Here is a 17,734-nt window from a genome sequence, read left to right as displayed (position 1 = left end):
GCCTTGGATTCCCGCCTTCGCGGGAATGACAAACCCGGGGAACGCTTCGCCTGTCCAGCCTCACCTCACTGCGAACACACCGCCTGCACCCAGTAGTTCGGCGTCCATTCCGGCGGGCTGTTCACGTTCCACACCGCGGCGGACTCGTCCGTCGCGATGTACAGGTTGCCCTGGCGCACCACCACCTGGCCCGGCATGTAGCGCACGTTCGGGTCCCACTGCGGCGCGCCGCAGGTGTTCCAGCCGGCCTGCACGTACTGCGGTTGGGGCGGCGCCTGCACGTACACCGGCACTTGCGTCACCACCACGCGCGGCGCGCCGTAGCCCCGCCCGTAGCCGCGCTCATGGTCACGTCCATAGCCCCGGCCGTCGTCACGATCATGGTCACGGCCATAGCCCCGGCCGCCGTCACGCTCATGATGGAACTCGTGCGGCGGCACCATCGCGGGCGCCGCCACGCGACGCACTTCGCGCACGGGCGCGACGGTGGGGGCAGGCGCCTGGCGGTGCATCTCATGCGCAGGTTGGGCGGCGGGCGCAGGTGCCGGCGCCGGACGCGCAGCCGGGTGCGGGTGGCCAGCTTCCGTGACCGCGCGCATGCTCTCGTTGATGGCGCCAGCCGATGCCGGGCCGGCCGCGGTCAGGGCGGCGGCGGCCAGCACCAGGGCGGTGACGGCGAATCGGGTGGGCATCGGGCGTTGCATGGTGGTTTCTCCTTCGATGGACACACTGTGCGCCCGGGTCCCTGAATGAACCGTGAATGGTTGGGGCCGTGGCGGCTCCTAAGATGCGGGACCACCGGAACCCAGCTGGAAGGGAGTGCGCATGGCAGAGCAGATCGTGTTCGAGGACGGCGCCGGCTACGAGCAGATGATGGGCCTCTGGAGCCGCCTGGCCGGCCAGGTGTTCCTCGACTGGCTGGCGCCGCCGCCTGCGCAGCGCTGGCTCGACGTGGGCTGCGGCAACGGCGCTTTCACCGAACTGGTGGTCGATCGCTGCGCGCCGGCGGCCGTCGACGGCATCGATCCCTCGGCCGCCCAGATCGACTTCGCACGTGCGCGTCCCGCAGGCCGCGTCGCGCGATTCCAGGTCGGCGATGCGATGGCGCTGCCGTTCCCCGATGCCTCGTTCGACGTCGCCGCGATGGCGCTGGTGATCTTCTTCGTGCCGGATCCTGCCGGCGCCATCGCGGAGATGCGCCGCGTGGTGCGCTCCGGCGGCCTGGTGTGCACCTATGCCTGGGACATGCTGGGCGGCGGCTTTCCGCTCGCGCCGCTGGGCCGCGTGCTCAAGGACATGGGCATGCCCGCGCCCCTGCCGCCTAGCGTCGAGGCATCACGCATGGAGGCCTTGCAATCGCTGTGGTCCGCCGCCGGCCTGCGCGACATCGCCACGCGCGAGATCACCGTGCAGCGCCGCTTCGACGACTTCGAGCACCTGTGGTCCACCAGCATCCTCAGTGCCTCGGCGCGCGCCCGCATCGCCGGCATGACGCCTGCGCAGCGCGAAGAGGCCCGGCAGCGGCTGCGGGCCAGCGTGGCCCCGGATGCGAGTGGCGCCATCACCTGCAGCGGGCGCGCCAACGCGATCTACGGCACCGTGCCTTAGGGCAGAAGCCGCCTCGCGCGCATGTGGTTTCCCACATGCGCAGCGGCGCGCCGTGCCCGATGATGATGAGCTGCGGGTCGCTGTACGCCCGTGGAGCGTTGTCATGAAATTGAAAGCCATGCTGGGTGCCGCCGTGGCACTCGCAGTGGTCACCGGCGCGCGCGCCGACATCCTCGTCGGCCAGACCGTCGGCGTCACCGGCGCGGTGGCCGCCACCGTCAAGGAATCCATGCTGGGCGCCCAGCTGTACATCGACTCGGTGAACGCGCATGGCGGCATCAAGGGCGAGAAGCTCACCATCCTGACCCTGGACGACGGGTTCGACGTCAAGCGCACCGTGGCGAACACGCGCACCCTGATCGAGGACAAGGGCGTGATCGCCCTGTTCATGAACCGCGGCACGCCCCATACCGAGGCCATGATGCCGTTGCTGGAGAAGAGCGACGTGGCGCTGATCGGGCCTTCGACCGGCGCGATGGTGCTGCGCAATCCGGTCAAGCGCCAGATCTTCAACGTCCGCTCGTCCTACCAGCGCGAGGCCGAGAAGGCCATCGAGCACCTCAGCACGCTGGGCATGACGCGCATCGCCGTCGTGCACGCCGATGACTCGTTCGGCCGCGACGGCCTGGACGGCGCCACCAAGGGCCTCACCCGGGCGAAGCTGAAGCCGGCGGCCGTTGCCGCGTTCGACCGGATCAAACCCGACTACGCCAAGGTCGTATCGCCTGTCATGGCCGCCGACGCGCAAGCCGTCGTGTGGATCGGCTCCGGCACCGCGGTCACCGATGGCATCAAGGCCCTGCGCGCCGCCGGCTCGACGGCGCAGGTGGTCACGCTGTCGAACAACGCCTCCGAGGGCTTCGTCAAGGCGCTGGGCGAGCAGAGCCGCGGCGTCATCGTCACCCAGGTGTTCCCGTACGAGCGCTCCATCAGCTATGCCTTCGTGAAGGAGGCGATGGACCTGGCGAAGCAGCAGAACGTCGAGCTGTCGCCGGCCATGGTCGAGGGCTACGCGTCGGCCAAGGTGCTGGTCGAAGGGCTGCGCCGCGCTTCGCCGAATCCCACCCGGGCGAAGCTCATCGGCGCGCTCGAGAAGATGGACCACTACGACATCGGCGGCCTGACGGTCAGCTACAGCCCCACCGACCACAGCGGGCTGGACTTCGCCGACCTCTCCATCGTCGGCAGCGACGGGAAGTTCAAGCGCTGAGTTTCGACTGCGGGTCCGCGTGCTTCCGTCGCGGGCCCGTTCTCCGTAGGATGGTTCCTCCACCCGAAAGGAGGGACCCGTGGCTGCTCATCGTGACATTGCCGCGCGCCGCACCGTCGCGTTCGTCGGCCCCAGCGGCGCCGGCAAGACCAGCCTCGTCGAGGCCCTCCTGTGGAAGGCCGGCGCCATCGGTGCGCCGGGCAGCGTGGAGAGGGGCACCACCGTCTCCGACTGGGATCCTCTGGAGAAACGCGCGCTCCGATCCCTCAACAGCAGCTTGCTGCACGTGCAGCACCGCGGCCTGACGCTGCACCTGATCGACACGCCCGGGGCGCCCGACTTCCTCGGCCAGTCGCTGCCGGCGCTCGATGCGGTTGACTCCGTCGCGATCGTCCTGCACGCGGCCACCGGCATCGAGCCGATGGCCGTGCGCATGATGGAGTGGGCACGCAGCCGCGGCCGCGACCCGCTGATCGTCGTCAACCGCATCGACACGCAGGGCGCGCGCCTGGAGGCGCTGCTGGAGCAGATCCGCTCGGTGTTCGGCAAGGAATGCCTGCCGCTGAACCTGCCGTCGCCCGATGGCGAGAAGGTGCTGGACTGCTTCTGGCAGCGCGAGGGCAGTGGCACGGCACCGGCGTTCTCGTCGGTGGAGCAGGCGCACCGCGCGCTGGTGGAGCAGGTGGTGGAAGTCGACCCGGCGTTCGTCGATCGCTACCTCGAGGACGGCGACATCGATCCGGGGGAACTGCATGCACCGCTGGAGCAGGCGCTGCGTGAAGGGCATCTCATCCCGGTGTGCTTCGTCTCCGCCCGCAGCGGCGCCGGCGTCACCGAACTGCTCGATGCCATCGAGCGGCTGCTGCCCGATCCCACCGAGAGCAATCCGCCGCGCTTCATCGACGGCGTGGGCGACAACGCGCGCGTGCTGCACGCGCAAGTCGATGCCGGCAAGCACGTGCTCGCCCACGTGTTCAAGGTCATGCAGGACCCCTACGTCGGCAAGCTGGGCCTGCTGCGCGTGCACCAGGGCACCATCGCGCGCGACAGCCAGCTGTTCGTGGGCGATGGCCGCCGGCCGTTCAAGGTGAGCCACCTGTACCGGCTGCAGGGCAACAAGCTCACCGAGGTGCCCGAGGCGGTGCCGGGCGACCTGTGCGGCATCGCGAAGGTCGAGGACCTGCAGTTCGGCGTGGTGCTGCACGACGCGGCCGAGGACGCCAGCATCCACATGGAGTCGCCGCCCTTCCCGGTGCCGGTGCATGCGCTGGCGATCGAGCCGAAGCGGCGCGCCGACGAGCAGCGCCTGCACGAGATCCTGCTGAAGCTGGTAAGCGAGGACCCGTGCCTGCGGCTCGAACACGCGGCGGGCACCAACGAAACGGTGGTGTACGGGCTGGGCGAGCTCCACCTGCGCACGCTGCTGGATCGCCTGACCGAGGTGCACGGCTGCCAGGTCGAGACGCGGCCGCCGCGCATCGCGTACCGCGAGACCGTCACCGCGCCGGCCGAGGGCCACCACCGGCACAAGAAGCAGACGGGCGGCGCGGGCCAGTTCGGCGAGGTGTTCCTGCGCATCGAGCCGCTGCCGCGCGGCGCGGGTTTCCAGTTCGTGGACGAGGTGCGCGGCGGCGCCATCCCCAACAACTTCATGCCCGCGGTGGAGAAGGGCGTGCGCCAGGCGATGGAGCAGGGCGTGCTGGCGGGCTATCCCGTGGTCGACATCAAGGTGACCGTGTACGACGGCAAGCACCACACCGTCGACAGCAAGGAGATCGCCTTCGTCACGGCCGGCCGCAAGGCGCTGGTGGCCGCGGTGCAGGCGGCGCGGCCCTGGGTGCTGGAGCCGATCGTGCAGATGGAAATCGATGCGCCGTCGCAGGCGCTGGGCGACATCACCGGCGACCTGGCCTCGCGCCGCGCGCAGGTCAGCGGCACCGAGTCGGGCGCCAATGGCTCGATCACCGTGCTCGCGCGCGCGCCGTTGTCCGAGGTGGTGGCCTATCCCTCGCGGCTGAAGGCGCTGACGGGCGGGCAGGGCAGCTGCACCATGGCCTTCAGCCACTACGAGCCGGTGCCCGCCACCGTGCAGACGCAGCTGGCTGGGCAGTTCAAGCTGAAGGACGAGTAAGGTACCAACGTTTGTTCCAAGGAGACCTCTGATGAGAAACCTGATCGTGGCGTTCGTGTCGTCGGTGATGCTGGTGGGCGTGGCGCAGGCCGCGGAATCCTGCGATGCGCAGGCGCAGGCGAAGAAGCTGTCCGGCGCGGCCAAGGCGTCGTTCACGAAGAAGTGCGAGGCCGACGCCAAGGCCGCGGCACCCAGCTGCGAAGACCAGGCGACGACCAAGAAGCTGGCCGGCGCCGCGAAAACCAGCTTCATGAAGAAGTGCGACGCCGACACCAAGGGCGCCGCGGCGGCCACCGCGTGCGAGACGCAGGCCGCCGACAAGAAGCTGGCCGGCGCGGCAAAGACCAGCTTCGTGAAGAAGTGCGTGGCCGACGCGAAAGGCTGAGCTCGGCGCTGCCATCCGTCCGAGTCGTCCGCCGCCGCACACAACTCAGCCGGTTGTCTGACGCGGCGCGGCCGGGAAGCGGCCCAGCATTCACCCCATGAATGCGACGTTCAACCGCGAGGAACTGCTGGACTGGCTGGCGGGCTATTCGGCCGCGATGGAGCTGATGGCGATCTCGGTGCTGGCCGGCAGCCGCAAGGTGGCCAGCTGCCCGGCGCTGGGCGATTTCCACGACGAGTACCGGCGGGTCGTGCCGGGCGGGCGAGCGCCGGTGAAGCAGCTCGCCGCGGCGCATCGCCGGGTGGTGCTCGCCTTGCGTGAACTGCGGGACGCCCGCTACGACCTCGACAACCACGCGCAGGAGCTGCACCTCGCCCGCCGCGAGCACGCCGCGATCGTGATGGCGGCGCTGGCCGAATTGCGTCCCGTCGGCGTCCTGCGAATGGGAAAGGCCTAGGCCGCTGCACGTCCCTCAGGGGAACGCGGGGACGTCCGGCTCCACGCCTTCCAGGTGCGCCTCCGGATGCCGGGCCTGCAGGCGCGCCTCGACGGCCTCGACGTGCCACATGTGCACGTCGACGATCAGCAGGACCTTGCCCGCCTCGATCTGGGCCGCGAAGCGTTGCAGCCGCTTGCTCGGCGTCGACACGCCGATCATCGTGGACACCCACACCCCGAACAGCACGCCCGCCAGGGCCAGCACCGCGATCCAGCCCCATTCCGGGCCCGGGCCGAACACCGGGTACGTGAAGGCGACGATGGCGCCCGCGATGCCCCCCACCGACGCCCCCAGCACCATGCCCATCTCCGCCGACCGGATCACGTCCGAGGTCTGCAGGACGCTGGCGGCGTGCAGCCCGCGCATGTCGCAGTCCTCGCGGCCGACGAAATGGATCCGCCGGTACGGGATGCGCGCCAGCAGCAGGTCGTCCATCGTGGCCCGCGCGCTCTCGCAGTCGGGCAACATCCAGTAGATGCGTCTGAGCATGGTCAACTCCCGGTGGAAAAGAAGGTCCCGCGCGTGAGGAAGGTGTAGTCGGCCTCGAGCGCGCCGATGCCCAGCAGCACCAGCAGCAGCAGCGGCGGGACGAGGATGGCGTACAGCAGCGCGAGCCGCTCCCACACCATGTGCATGAACACCGAGACGATCAGCCCGGCCTTCAGCAGCATGAAGGCCACGATCAGCGTCCAGCGCAGCGTTCCCTGCAGGTGGAAGTAGTCCACCAGGTACGACGCCGTGCTCAGCACGAACAGCAGGCCCCAGATCTTGAAGTAGATGCCCAGCGGATGCTGCTGGCCATGCGCGCCCGCGGGCTCGTTGGCCGCGCCGCCATGCGTCTCTTGCACGTGGTCCATGTACCGCTCCTACCAGAGATAGAAGAACGCGAAGATGAAGACCCAGACCAGGTCCACGAAGTGCCAGTACAGGCCCAGGGTCTCGACGATCTCGTAGTTGCCCCTGCGGCCGGTGAGGAAGCCGGGGCGCTGGCGTTCGAGATCGCCGCGGCGCACCTTGGTCGCGACGATGGCCAGGAAGATCACGCCGATGGTCACGTGCGTGCCGTGGAAGCCGGTGATCATGAAGAACGCCGAGCCGAACTGCGCCGCGCCCCACGGGTTGCCCCAGGGCCGCACGCCTTCGAGGATCAGCTTGGTCCACTCCAGCGCCTGCATGCCGACGAAGGTGGCGCCGAGCAGCGCGGTGACCAGCAGCAGCCAGAACGTCGTCTTGCGATCGCGCCGGTACGCGTAGTTCACCGCCAGCGCCATCGTGCCGCTGCTGCTGATCAGGACGAAGGTCATGATCGCGATCAGCAGCAGGGGCACGCTCTGCCCGAACAGCGTGAGCCCGAACACCTCGCTGGGATTCGGCCACGGCGCGGTGGTCGACGCGCGAACCGTCATGTACGAGATCAGGAAGCTGCCGAAGATGAAGGTGTCGCTCAGCAGGAAGATCCACATCATCGGCTTGCCCCATGGCACGTCCTTGAAGACGCGCTGGTCCGAGGACAGGTCGGCGACGATGCTCTGCCAGCCGGTGGCGCGGGTCGGCGGTTCCGCGGTGGTGGGGACCGCGATGGCGGCGTCGGGGGGCGTCATGGGGCGGCTCCTCTCAGGGCGCGTTGGAGGCCGAGCAGATGGCCAGGCCCAGGCTGTCGGACACCAGCAGCGCGTACAGCACCACCCAGACGGCCAGCAGGAAGTGCCAGTAGGTGGCGCACAGGTCGACGACGAGCCGCACCTTCGCGGCATCCGCGCCGGTGCGCACCCTGTGGAACGCGCGTCCCCACGCCACCAGCCCGCCGAGCACGTGCACGCCATGCACGCCGGTCAGCAGGTAGAAGAACGCGCTGGCGGCGCTCGACGCGACGACGAATCCGCTAGCATGGAACTGGCGCCACACGACCAGCTGGCCGACGACGAAGGCAGCCGTCAGGGCGCCGCTGGCCCACAGGCCGCGCTGCACCGCCTGGCGATCGGGACGGCGCGTCGCATGCGCGGTCCACTCCATCGCCAGGCTCGCGAGGACCAGCACGCCGGTGTTCACCATCAAAAGCTGCGGGCGCGGCAGCGGGCTCCAGTCGGCCAGGCTCAGGCGCATCGCATAGGCGCTGATGAAGAGGACGAACAGCGAACTCGCCACCGCGAGGAACACCCACAGCGCCATCCTGGCCGGCGGCCAGGAGGTCGCGGCCACGCCCGGCAGGCCCGGCGCCGCGGCCTGCGCCTGCCAGGGCTGCACGTGGATCGTCTGCCGGAACAGCCACCAGACGATGGCGCCCATCAGCAGCGAGAGGAACACCAGGCCGATGGTCATGCCGCAGCTCCCTGCGCCGGGTTCCTGGCCCAGGCTTCGGCCGCCACTTCGGACGGCGGCACGTTCTGCGGGATGTAGTCGGTCTTCAGGCCGGGCACGCCGTAGTCATAGGCCCAGCGATAGACCGCCGGCAGCGTCTTGCCGAAGTTGCCGTGCTTCGGCGGCGTGTCCGCGGTCTGCCATTCGAGCGTGGTGGCGTGCCAGGGATTGCTGCCTGCAGGCCGGCCGCGGAACCAGCTGGTTGCCAGGTTGTAGAGGAACACGAGCTGCGCGGCGCCGACGATGAAGGCCGCGATGGAGATCGCGGCGTTCAGCTCCTGCGCCGAGTGCGGGATGAAGTTGGTGCCCGCGATGGCGTAGTAGCGCCGCGGCACGCCCATGAACCCGAGGTAGTGCATCGGGTAGAAGATCGCGTAGGTGCCGATGAAGGTCACCCAGAAGTGGATCTTGCCCAGCGTCTCGTCCAGCATGCGGCCGGTGACCTTGGGGTACCAGTGGTAGATGGCACCGAAGATCACCAGGATCGGCGCGATGCCCATGACCATGTGGAAATGCGCCACCACGAACATCGTGTCCGACAGCGGCAGGTCCACCACCACGTTGCCCAGGAACAGGCCCGTGAGGCCGCCGTTCACGAACGTGAAGATGAACGCGATGGCGAACAGCATCGGCAGCGTCAGGTGGATGTTGCCGCGCCAGAGGGTGAGCACCCAGTTGTAGACCTTGATCGCCGTCGGGATCGCGATCAGCAGCGTGGTGGTGGCGAAGAAGAAGCCGAAGTACGGGTTCATCCCGCTCACGTACATGTGGTGCGCCCACACGACGAAGCTCAGGCCGCCGATGATCAGGATGGCCCACACCATCATCCGGTAGCCGAAGATGTTCTTGCGCGCGTGCGTGCTGATCAGGTCCGACACGATGCCGAACGCCGGCAGCGCCACGATGTAGACCTCGGGGTGGCCGAAGAACCAGAACAGGTGCTGGAACAGCAGCGGGTTGCCGCCCGAGTACTGCAGCTGCCGGCCGCGATCCACCAGGGCCGGCATGAAGAAGCTGGTGCCCAGCAGCATGTCCAGCAGCATCATGACGGCGCTGACGAACAGCGCCGGGAACGCCAGCAGCGCGAGCACCGTGGCCATGAAGATGCCCCACACCGTCAGCGGCAGCCGCATCATCGTCATGCCGCGCGTGCGCGCCTGCAGCACCGTCACCACGTAGTTCAGGCCCCCCATGGTGAAGCCGATGATGAACACGACGAGCGACAGCAGCATCAGCACGATGCCGCCCTGCGACCCCGGCGTGCCGTCGAGGATCGCCTGCGGCGGATAGAGCGTCCAGCCCGCCCCGGTGGGCCCGCCCGGCACGAAGAAGCTGGCCGCCAGCAGCAGCACCGCCAGCAGGTACACCCAGTAGCTGAGCATGTTGACGTACGGGAACACCATGTCGCGCGCGCCGACCATCAGCGGGATCAGGTAGTTGCCGAAGCCGCCCAGGAAGAGGGCGGTGAGCAGGTACACCACCATGATCATCCCGTGCATGCTCACGAACTGCAGGTAGTTGGCCGGCGCGATGAACGCGAACCGGTTGGGGAACCCGAGCTGCAGCCGCATCAGCCACGAGAGCACCAGCGCCACCAGCCCGATGCCGATGGCCGTCACCGCGTACTGCACGGCGATCACCTTGGCATCCTGGCTCCAGACGTACTTGCCGATGAAGGTCTTGGGGTGGTAGAGCTCCGGCTCGCCGGTCTCGGCAGGCGGTGCGAACTCCGATTCGTCGTGCGCAACGTAGGTGGTCATCGCGGCTCCTGCGGCTCAACGCGTGTTCAGGTAGGCGACCATGTCGCCGATCTCGGCGTCGTCGACGAGCATCCCGGCCATCAGCGCCATCTGCCCGCCGTACTCGTCCTGCGGGTGCGCACCGCGCACGCCGTCCCTGAAGTTGCGCAGCTGCCGCGCCAGGTACCAGTCGCTGGCGCCCTGCAGCCGCGGTGCGTTGGTCGCGAAGTTGCCGCGTGCGTCGGCGCCGTGGCAGGCGGCGCAGGTGGCGAAGTGGCTGCGCCCGCGCTCGGCATCGCCGTGCACGGTGGCCGCGGGCCGTGGCGCCGCCGGCAGCGCCGCGATGTAGGCGGCGACGTCGGCGATCGCGGCATCGTCGACCAGCGTCGCGGCCATCGGCGCCATCAGCTTTCCGTACTGGTCCTTCTCGTGGGCGCCGCGCACGCCGGCCTTGAACTGCCGCAGTTGCCGCTCGAGGTACCAGGCGGCCTGCCCGTTCAGCCGCGGCGCGTTGGTCGCGATGTTGCCTTCGGCCTGCGCGCCGTGGCAGGCCGCGCACGTCGCATACAGCGTCTTGCCGACCGCGACGTCGGCGGCGGGCCGCGCCTGCGCCTGCGCGAACGTGGGCTGCCGGCTCTCCCACGCCTGGAAGGTGCCGGCATCCTCGACGACGACCTTGCCGCGCATGGCGAAGTGCGCGGTGCCGCACAGTTCCTGGCACAGGATGTCGAACGAGCCGGTGCGCGTCGGCGTGAACCACACGTACGACACCAGGCCCGGCACCATGTCCATCTTCACCCGCAGCTGCGCCACCGCGAAGTCGTGCAGCACGTCCTTGGACCGCAGCAGCAGCTTGACGGGCCGTCCCAGCGGAAGGTGCAGTTCCGGGCTGGCCACCAGCACGTCGTCGCGCCCATTCGGGTCGTCCGGGTTCAGGCCGAAGGGGTTGGTGTCGCTCACGAATCGTGCATTGACCGTGCCCAGCTTGCCGTCCCGCCCCGGCAGCCGGTAGCTCCAGCTCCACTGCTGCGCCACGACCTCGATGACGTCGGCGCCCTGCGGCACCTGCACGAACTTCGCCCACACCACGAGACCGGGCGCCAGCATCGCGGCCACGCCGAGCGCGGTGATGAGCAGCAGCCGCCACTCGAGCTTCTTGTTCTCCGGTTCGTAGGCGGCGCGCGCGTCGCTGCGATGGCGGTAGCGGATCACCGCCCAGGCCGTGAAGCCCGCGACGGCGACGAACACGACGCCGGTCACCCAGAAGGTGATGCCGATCGTGGTGTCGATCGCGCTCCAGTTGGACGCGATCGGCGTGAAGTACCACGGGCTCAGGAAGTGGAACAGCACCGAGCCCAGCGCGAGCAGGATGAGGGCGATGGCAATGGCCATGGCTCAACCCGCGTCGGGAGGAATTCTCTTGAGCCTCTCGTACAGCAAGGCCGCCACCGCGCCGAACACCACGTGCGCGGCCAGCGTGGCGACGCCGCGCAGGTCGGCCAGCCACGGGAAGAACAGCCGCGTGAGCACGTGGAAGTTGAGCAGGTACAGCAGCACGCCCAGCGCCGCGCCCGTCGCCATCGCGGTGGCTGGCAGGCCATCGAGCTCCAGGTGCGACATGATCCACGCCACCGCCAGCCCGAACAGGATGCCCACGGCGTAGTGCGTGGCCAGCGCGATGCCGACCACCATGACGCTGAAGGGATAGCCCTGCGACGCGCCGCCCCCACCGAGGAAGATCGGCGCGATCATGTGCGAGATGCGCCAGGGCCCGGCGGGGTTGAAGAAGGCGGACCACACGAGGTCCAGCACCATCAGCACCGCGCCCGCCGCGAAGCCGGACACCGCCGCCGCGATCCAGTCCGTCGCGTGCCACTTCCATTGCCGCAAACCCAGGAGAGTGTCCATGTGACCTCCCTCGCGCGCGTTGCACAGCGCGCGTTTGCATGCCCGCACGACCGCCCGATCGACACGGGGTCAAGCCTCGGTGCACGAGGCCGGCATCTGGCTTGTACACCCGCGTTCCGCTCCGCGGCAAGCTCAGCGGGCACTGGCGACTGCCGGTGCGCTGCGCGTTCCGGAAAGGTCGGGCGTCAGCCGCGCACCCACACCCCTGCATCCAGCAGCGAGTGCTCCTCGCAGTCGTCGGCGGCCTCGGGACCGCCCCGATCGAGGACGAGGAAATCGCCGCCCGCATCGAGCGCAATCAGCGGGTGGTGCCAGGTGCCGGCGGCGTAGTTCACGCCTTGCCCCGGACCGGCCATGAAGCAGCGCAGTTGCGCTGCGGACGGCGCGGTCCCGCGGGCGCGACGACCACCAGGAAGCGCTGCGCCAGCAGCGGCATGAACGCCTGGCTTCCGAGCCGGTGCCGTTCGACCAGCCGCAGCTGGAAGGGCAGTGCGCGCGGGCGCGCGCGGAAGATGCTCAGCACCGGATGGCCGCCCTGCCGGCCCGTGTCCAGGCGCGCGAGCGCGTCGAAGCGCTCGGCGAAGCCTTCGTTGATGGCGCGGCGCCGCGCGTGGTTGCCGGCTTCGATGACGTCGCCGAAGGGCTCAAAGGCTCGCGCCTCCAGCGATTCGACGGTGAGCCAGTGGCGGGCGTGCTGCGGATCGGTCATGCCGCCTTTCTACCCGACCTCACGTGGGGTGCCGCATGCGGAGGCTGGATCGCGGGATGGCGCGATAGGGTTCGGTCGTGCCGGCGCCCAGGAAGGCTTTCTCGAGCTGGCACAAGGCGTCGACGAGCGCGCGGAGTTCGTCGACTGCCGCTGTGCTCAGCGCGTCTTCGGACGGCCACGGCTTGCATCGGTGCTGTGGCCTGGTGAGCGGCGCCGCCGAGAGCGCGGCCTGGAGCTGGTCCTTCAGCGGGATCGTGTGGCGATCCAGTTCGACCGCGTTGCCGAAGTTGCAGATGCGGTCGCGCATCGAGATCAGCAGGCAGTTGAGCCGCACCCACCGGTGCTCGTGCCACCCGGGGCTATCCGGGGCCTGGAACTTCGCGATGAACGCCCTCGCCGCGGGAGTGCCGTACCGGCATCCGAGCCGCTCGATCCGTCTGGGCGGCATGCGGATGTTGACGCCGCCCTCTTCCTTCAGCAGGTACAGCCGCACGACGCGGTCGCGCACGCCCGGCATGCGCATCATCGTGCTGTCGTTCCAGCGCCAGGTCGTGCGCCACACGCTGCTCACGAAGCTGAACGGCGTCCGGTGCCCGGCGCCGGTCGCGAGGTCCCACGTGTCGGCGCGGCCGCCGGTGTGGTACCTGGGAAGCTCCACCGCGATCTCGTCGGTGTTCGCGCGCGAACCGAGCGAGATGCCGAACGTCGGCCACATGGGCAGGAAGCTGTCGAACAGGTGGATCGGGAAGTTCGAGCACAGGCCGCCGTCGGACATCCAGCACCGGGTCATGGCCTGGGTGCGGTAGTTCACCGCGTGCAGCGGAACGGCCGAGATCAGCAAGGGAAAACTCATCGCCAGCCGTGCCGCCACCACGATCGGCAGCTCCGCGACCGGCAACTCCAGGTAGCCCGGGCCGACCTTGTCGGCGTGCGGATCGTCTTCGCTGCGCCTCGCGTACGGCGACGAGACCGTCGCCAGGTACTGCACCAGCCCCTTCGGGAAGTAGTCCTCGAGTTCCTCGGTGCGGAAGAACAGGCGGCCCATGTCCTCTGCCTCGTCCAGCGGGAAGCGGTAGGGCCGGTTGTGGGCGAGGTTGCTGGAATACACCTCGAGGTTGATCGACCGCGACGGCGCCGTGCCTCGCGGCGTGATGCCGAGCGCCTGGGCCGCCGATCCCGGCGCATCCCACAGGTCCCTGAAGGTCAGCGGCTTGCCGGCGACATCGCGCCCGGCCAGTTCCTGGATCGCCTCATGCAGGAACCCCGCGAGGTCGATCGCATCGGGCGCTGCCTTCGGGTCGCAGCCCCGGCACAGGCCGAACCCATTGGCCACCAGTGCCCGCGAGTCCCAGCCGATGCCGGCGACCAGCGCGGCGACGACGCCGACGCCCACGGTCAGCAGCAAGGCCGTGGTCCAGGACACCAGTGGCCACACGCAACTCGCGTCGGCCTGCGCACCCCAGCACAGCGACGCCGTCTGCACCGGTCCCGCAAGGACGATGGCGGCCAGTGCCAGCGTGGTGACTGCCACCGGCCAGCGGTACTGCCACAGCGCGGCGGCCAATCCCGACAGGACCGCCGCCAGCACGCTGCGGTGTTCCAGCGTCGCGAGGAAGATGTGGAACAGCCGGCGCGTGCGCTGCTGCGGCACGAACAGGCGCTCGAGCAGGGTGCGCCCGTCGACCACTTGCGCCAGCTTGCCCGGCAACCTGGCCAGGCGCGCGAAGCCGTCGCCCGAGCCCTGCCGCCGCCGGTATTCCGCAGCCGCGGCCAATGCGGCGGCGAAGGCGCCGATCGAGCTGCCGCCGATGCGCGCGAAGCGATAGCGGCCCGCCAGTTCCGAGATCGCCGACGCGTAGATGATCCCGCTGGTGATGCCGCCTTCCATGACGACGTCGCAGAAGCGGTCGACCGGCGCGTCGAGCGCGTCGGGTGCGACGTCGGCGCGCGGCTGCGCGCCAGGCGACCTTGCAGCGGCCTTCTGCTGGAGCGGTGGCGCTGCCGCTTGCTGCCTCACGATCGCGATGGCCTCGAGGGCCGTCCGGCTGGGGAACAGCGCATACAGCGTTCCCCGCGTGCGCACGAAGGGCCGCATCCCGTCCAGCGTGATCCTCTTGCCGTGGGGCAGCGGAATGTGGAACTGCGCGTCAGGATCGTCATGCTGGCCCGAGAGCGGATCCTTGGCGCGCCCGCGATTGGGCGGCCCCATCGGGTTCTTCTCCAGCCACTCCGACACCAGGTGCTCGAACTGGTCCTCGATGCGGGCGCAGAAGAACAGGCCGAACAGGCCGACCTCGCCATCACCCGGCGCGCCATACGGAATGCCGCGCCGGAACAGGGTGCCGTTGCGTGGCGGCCTGAGCGGGTCGGTGCGCGGATTGGCGCGGCGGATGTGCGCCCCGAACGGGCAGCCCTGGCCATCGGCATCGTGTTCGAAGTCCACATGCGCGATGCGCTGCGCGCTCGGGGAGACCGGCTCCCGGGTTTCGCCGGGCAGCACCGGCGCGCCATTGGCCCAGCGGCCGCACATCTTGGCCTTCAGCCACTCCCGGGTCGCGAAGGTGTGCCCCTGGGCTTGCAGGCGCGCGGCCTCTGCATCCAGGTACTTGTGGAAGCGGTCGACGTGCTGCTCGATCTTGCGCAGGACGCCGAAGCTGCCGTTGCGCAGGAGGTCGGCGACATCGTCCGGCGTGGCCTCGCTGGTCCACAGGTCCGCGCCGTCGTTGTTCGCATGGCCGAGCAGCAACTCCCCCGGCCGCGGCATGAACGTGCCGCCGTCGTGGCCATGTTCCACCAGCCGGCGGTGGCGATCGAGGATGCTCGGCTTGGTGAGGTTGTCGCGGAACCCGAAGTGCACGCGCCTGACCGCGGCGTCGTTCGCGTCGAGCAGCTGCTGCCCGTCCGGCAGGCCGTCGCGCTGGTCCCAGCCGGAGAGCCCTTGCGCTCCCCGAAGCCCTCGCAGCGTGGTCACCGCGGCGTCGAGCGCTGCTGCATCGGGCCCGTGGAGGGCGATCCAGACCTGGGCGCGGTCGGGATGGAATGCCGCGTCCCAGCGCTCGGCCGCGCTCTCGCCGGCGTCGCCCAGGTAGCGCGCGGCACGGACCCAGGCACCGTCGGCGAATGCCGGCGACCTGTCCCGCAGCACCGAGAGCCAGCGCGCGGGTGCACCGAGCGCACGCAGTCCGGCGAAGGTGAACCCGATGTCGATCGTGCAGTCATGCCTCGCCGGCTGCCTGCCGCGGCCGAAGGACAGCAGGTCTTCACGCAGCAGGCTGGCGAGGAACTCGCGCGCACGGTCGCGTCGGCGACGGCGAGAAGCACCGTGCGCATGCGCATCGCCTTGTAGCCCGTCAGGGCGAGGCCCTGCACCTGCGTGTCCAGCTCCAGGTCGTCCAGTGGCCGGGTCATTGCCGCTCCAGGCCTTCGTGCAGGATCGTGGCCACGCCGACCTGCGGATAGGCGCTGTAGAAGTAGCCGCCCAGGGGAGCGCGGTTGTACTTGCGGATCATGTCCACGAACTCCTTCGGGTGCAGCCGGATCGGCGTCCGCGGCGCGCCCTCGAGGTACTTGAACTGCTCGTCGAACAACGGCACGCGCAGGGCGAAGTGCTCCACGTAGGCATCGAAGTCGCCGTCGTAGACCGTGTACATGGCCAGGTGGGTCCTGTTCTCGACCAGGCCGAACCAGGCGAAGTGCACGTTCTGCGCGTCCATCAGCGCCTGCTCGACGACCGGCGCGCCGGCGCGCGTCAGCAGCTCGAGCTTCTGCGCGTTCTCGGCCACCGGTTCCTTGATCGGAAGCACCACGCACAGCGGCTGCTGGTTCAGGCGGCGGTCGCGCTGGTAGCGCAGCGGAAAGTGCTCGCAGATCGCACCCCAGCGCTTGGCCAGCGGCCTGGGCCGACGGGTCGCCGGGTCGATGTCGCGCGCCAGCCCCGGCAAGCGCAGCACCTGGCGCACGGTCTCGTGGACCAGGGGCAGCGCGAGGTGGCGGCCGACGCAGGCGTGCGGAAACATCGGGTCGCCCACGGCGCCGCCGAAGAGGAAGGCCGGGTCGGACGGCGTGTCCGCACCCATCGCCAGCAGCAGGTGCGAACCGCGGGGAACGACGGTCTCCGCGCCGCCAGCCGCACCGGACAGCCGCATTTCGGCCACGGCCGTGCGCGCCAGGAAGGGCGCCGGCGGCCGCGCGCGCATCGCGTCGGCCGTCATGCGGCGCAGCGTGTCGACGTGGCCGTGCCGGGCGGCGTCCATCGCACGGTCGATGAGCGGCGCGTCGTTCTCGTCCGTGGCGTGGAAGAAATGGTCGATGGTGTTGGCGATCGCGGAGGTGACATTGCCCACGGTGCCCGCCATCAGTCCCAGCACCATGGTGCGGGTGTCCTCGTCGGTGGCGCCGGGAACCCTGGCCAGGCGCGGGCCCACTGCCGCAGCGCGGTCGATCACGTCCACGTCCCACCACTCCTGCGGGTCCTCGAGGCGGACGGCGCGGTCCACCTCCTCCTCCAGCCTCGCCTTGATGTCCCTGGCACCTTCGGAGTCCGGCGGCGCCTGCCCGTCGTCGGGCGCGAAGTGGCGGCCGATGATCTGGAAGGTGAGCCGCACGTAGGTCGCATGCATGGCCAGTTCCAGCAGCACGTGCGACTTCGCGGGCATGCCGAAGACCACCGCGACCATCCGCAGCGCCGCCTGCCGCGCGACGTCGGTGACCAGGTCGAAGGTGTGGCCCTTCTGCGGCAGCACCATCGCGCGATGCAGCGCGGCTTCGACGCAGCGCTCGATGGTGGCCTGGTCCACCTTGAGTGCGTCGAGGGCGATCGCTCTCTGCTTCGCATGCGGGCAGGCGGGTTGCTGCCCGAACTCGTCCTGCCCGAGCAGGAAACGGCCGCCGCTGTCGAGGGCCGCGTAAGGCGCCACGCTGCCGGCCTGCAGCGCCGTTTCGACATGCGTGCGCGCGGACAGCAGGAAGACGTCCTGGCTCGGCCACGGCCCATTGCCGTCGGTGCGCATCACGCTCTTGAACCTCAGCGGCGGGAACCCCCGGTCCGCCAACGCGCGGTACAGCACGGTCCGCTTGTGGTCGTTGCGCAGGGTCTCGAACAGCAGCCGGTTCTGCACGAGCGGACGCGTTTCCCCCTGGATCCGGTCGAGCCTGGTGAGTCCCATCGTCGTCCTTCCCTGTGGCCCG

General features: G+C 69.7%; 16 protein-coding genes and 1 pseudogene. 6 read left to right on the top strand and 11 right to left on the bottom strand.

Features of this window, described 5'->3' with window-relative positions:
* Positions 1-65: 65 nt before the first annotated feature.
* Positions 66-704, bottom strand: a complete 639-nt coding sequence (locus ACPWT1_RS21485) for a hypothetical protein (protein ID WP_427913162.1) — start codon at positions 702-704, stop codon at positions 66-68.
* Positions 705-825: 121 nt separating this feature from the next.
* On the opposite strand from ACPWT1_RS21485, the gene ACPWT1_RS21480 reads away from it, so the two are divergent.
* The 5 genes from ACPWT1_RS21480 to ACPWT1_RS21460 all read left to right on the top strand — a co-directional run bounded on the left by ACPWT1_RS21480 (position 826) and on the right by ACPWT1_RS21460 (position 5,791).
* Positions 826-1,608, top strand: a complete 783-nt coding sequence (locus ACPWT1_RS21480; RefSeq protein WP_427913161.1) for a class I SAM-dependent methyltransferase — start codon at positions 826-828, stop codon at positions 1,606-1,608.
* A gap of 103 nt (positions 1,609-1,711) precedes the next feature.
* Positions 1,712-2,818 carry an ABC transporter substrate-binding protein gene (locus tag ACPWT1_RS21475; RefSeq protein ID WP_427913160.1) on the top strand — a complete coding sequence of 369 codons (1,107 nt, stop codon included), beginning with the start codon at positions 1,712-1,714 and terminating at the stop codon, positions 2,816-2,818.
* A 79-nt stretch (positions 2,819-2,897) separates the two neighbouring features.
* On the top strand, positions 2,898-4,949 hold the full coding sequence (gene fusA, locus ACPWT1_RS21470; RefSeq protein WP_427913159.1) for an elongation factor G: 2,052 nt from the start codon (positions 2,898-2,900) through the stop codon (positions 4,947-4,949).
* A 31-nt stretch (positions 4,950-4,980) separates the two neighbouring features.
* Complete coding sequence (locus tag ACPWT1_RS21465; RefSeq protein WP_427913158.1) at positions 4,981-5,334, top strand: PsiF family protein; 354 nt, start codon at positions 4,981-4,983, stop codon at positions 5,332-5,334.
* A gap of 97 nt (positions 5,335-5,431) precedes the next feature.
* Complete coding sequence (locus ACPWT1_RS21460) at positions 5,432-5,791, top strand: hypothetical protein (protein WP_427913157.1); 360 nt, start codon at positions 5,432-5,434, stop codon at positions 5,789-5,791.
* Between the two features lie 15 nt (positions 5,792-5,806).
* Here the strand turns inward: ACPWT1_RS21460 and ACPWT1_RS21455 are convergent, their stop codons facing one another.
* The 9 genes and pseudogenes from ACPWT1_RS21455 to ACPWT1_RS21415 all read right to left on the bottom strand — a co-directional run bounded on the left by ACPWT1_RS21455 (position 5,807) and on the right by ACPWT1_RS21415 (position 15,692).
* Positions 5,807-6,322, bottom strand: coding sequence for a DUF1269 domain-containing protein (locus ACPWT1_RS21455; protein ID WP_427913156.1), 516 nt, complete (start codon positions 6,320-6,322; stop codon positions 5,807-5,809).
* Positions 6,323-6,324: 2 nt separating this feature from the next.
* On the bottom strand, positions 6,325-6,690 hold the full coding sequence (locus ACPWT1_RS21450; protein ID WP_427913155.1) for a cytochrome C oxidase subunit IV family protein: 366 nt from the start codon (positions 6,688-6,690) through the stop codon (positions 6,325-6,327).
* A gap of 9 nt (positions 6,691-6,699) precedes the next feature.
* A complete protein-coding gene (locus tag ACPWT1_RS21445) occupies positions 6,700-7,434 on the bottom strand; it encodes a heme-copper oxidase subunit III family protein (protein WP_427913154.1) in 735 nt (244 codons plus the stop codon).
* Between the two features lie 13 nt (positions 7,435-7,447).
* A complete protein-coding gene (locus ACPWT1_RS21440; RefSeq protein WP_427913153.1) occupies positions 7,448-8,152 on the bottom strand; it encodes a cytochrome c oxidase subunit 3 in 705 nt (234 codons plus the stop codon).
* Entirely contained in the window at positions 8,149-9,951 is a 1,803-nt protein-coding gene (locus ACPWT1_RS21435; RefSeq protein ID WP_427913152.1) for a cbb3-type cytochrome c oxidase subunit I, read from the bottom strand. The genes ACPWT1_RS21440 and ACPWT1_RS21435 overlap by 4 nt, the downstream gene beginning before the upstream one ends.
* A 15-nt stretch (positions 9,952-9,966) precedes the next feature.
* A complete protein-coding gene (locus ACPWT1_RS21430; RefSeq protein WP_427913151.1) occupies positions 9,967-11,322 on the bottom strand; it encodes a c-type cytochrome in 1,356 nt (451 codons plus the stop codon).
* A 3-nt stretch (positions 11,323-11,325) separates the two neighbouring features.
* Complete coding sequence (locus tag ACPWT1_RS21425; RefSeq protein ID WP_427913150.1) at positions 11,326-11,838, bottom strand: hypothetical protein; 513 nt, start codon at positions 11,836-11,838, stop codon at positions 11,326-11,328.
* 185 nt (positions 11,839-12,023) lie between these two features.
* Positions 12,024-12,547, bottom strand: a pseudogene (locus tag ACPWT1_RS21420) (ureidoglycolate lyase).
* Between the two features lie 19 nt (positions 12,548-12,566).
* Positions 12,567-15,692: a hypothetical protein gene (locus tag ACPWT1_RS21415; RefSeq protein WP_427913149.1), complete on the bottom strand. Its 3,126-nt coding sequence runs from the start codon at positions 15,690-15,692 to the stop codon at positions 12,567-12,569.
* Between the two features lie 72 nt (positions 15,693-15,764).
* Between ACPWT1_RS21415 and ACPWT1_RS21410 the strand changes: the two genes are divergently transcribed.
* Complete coding sequence (locus ACPWT1_RS21410) at positions 15,765-15,893, top strand: hypothetical protein (RefSeq protein ID WP_427913148.1); 129 nt, start codon at positions 15,765-15,767, stop codon at positions 15,891-15,893.
* A gap of 58 nt (positions 15,894-15,951) precedes the next feature.
* Here ACPWT1_RS21410 and ACPWT1_RS21405 read toward each other — a convergent pair whose 3' ends face one another.
* Positions 15,952-17,712 carry a hypothetical protein gene (locus ACPWT1_RS21405; protein ID WP_427913147.1) on the bottom strand — a complete coding sequence of 587 codons (1,761 nt, stop codon included), beginning with the start codon at positions 17,710-17,712 and terminating at the stop codon, positions 15,952-15,954.
* Positions 17,713-17,734: the final 22 nt, after the last annotated feature.

The organism is Ramlibacter sp. MMS24-I3-19 (genome assembly GCF_050320135.1).
Classification (GTDB): domain Bacteria; phylum Pseudomonadota; class Gammaproteobacteria; order Burkholderiales; family Burkholderiaceae_C; genus Ramlibacter.
The sequence above is the reverse complement of the archived record's forward strand: the minus strand, read 5'-3'. Positions and strand labels throughout refer to the sequence as shown.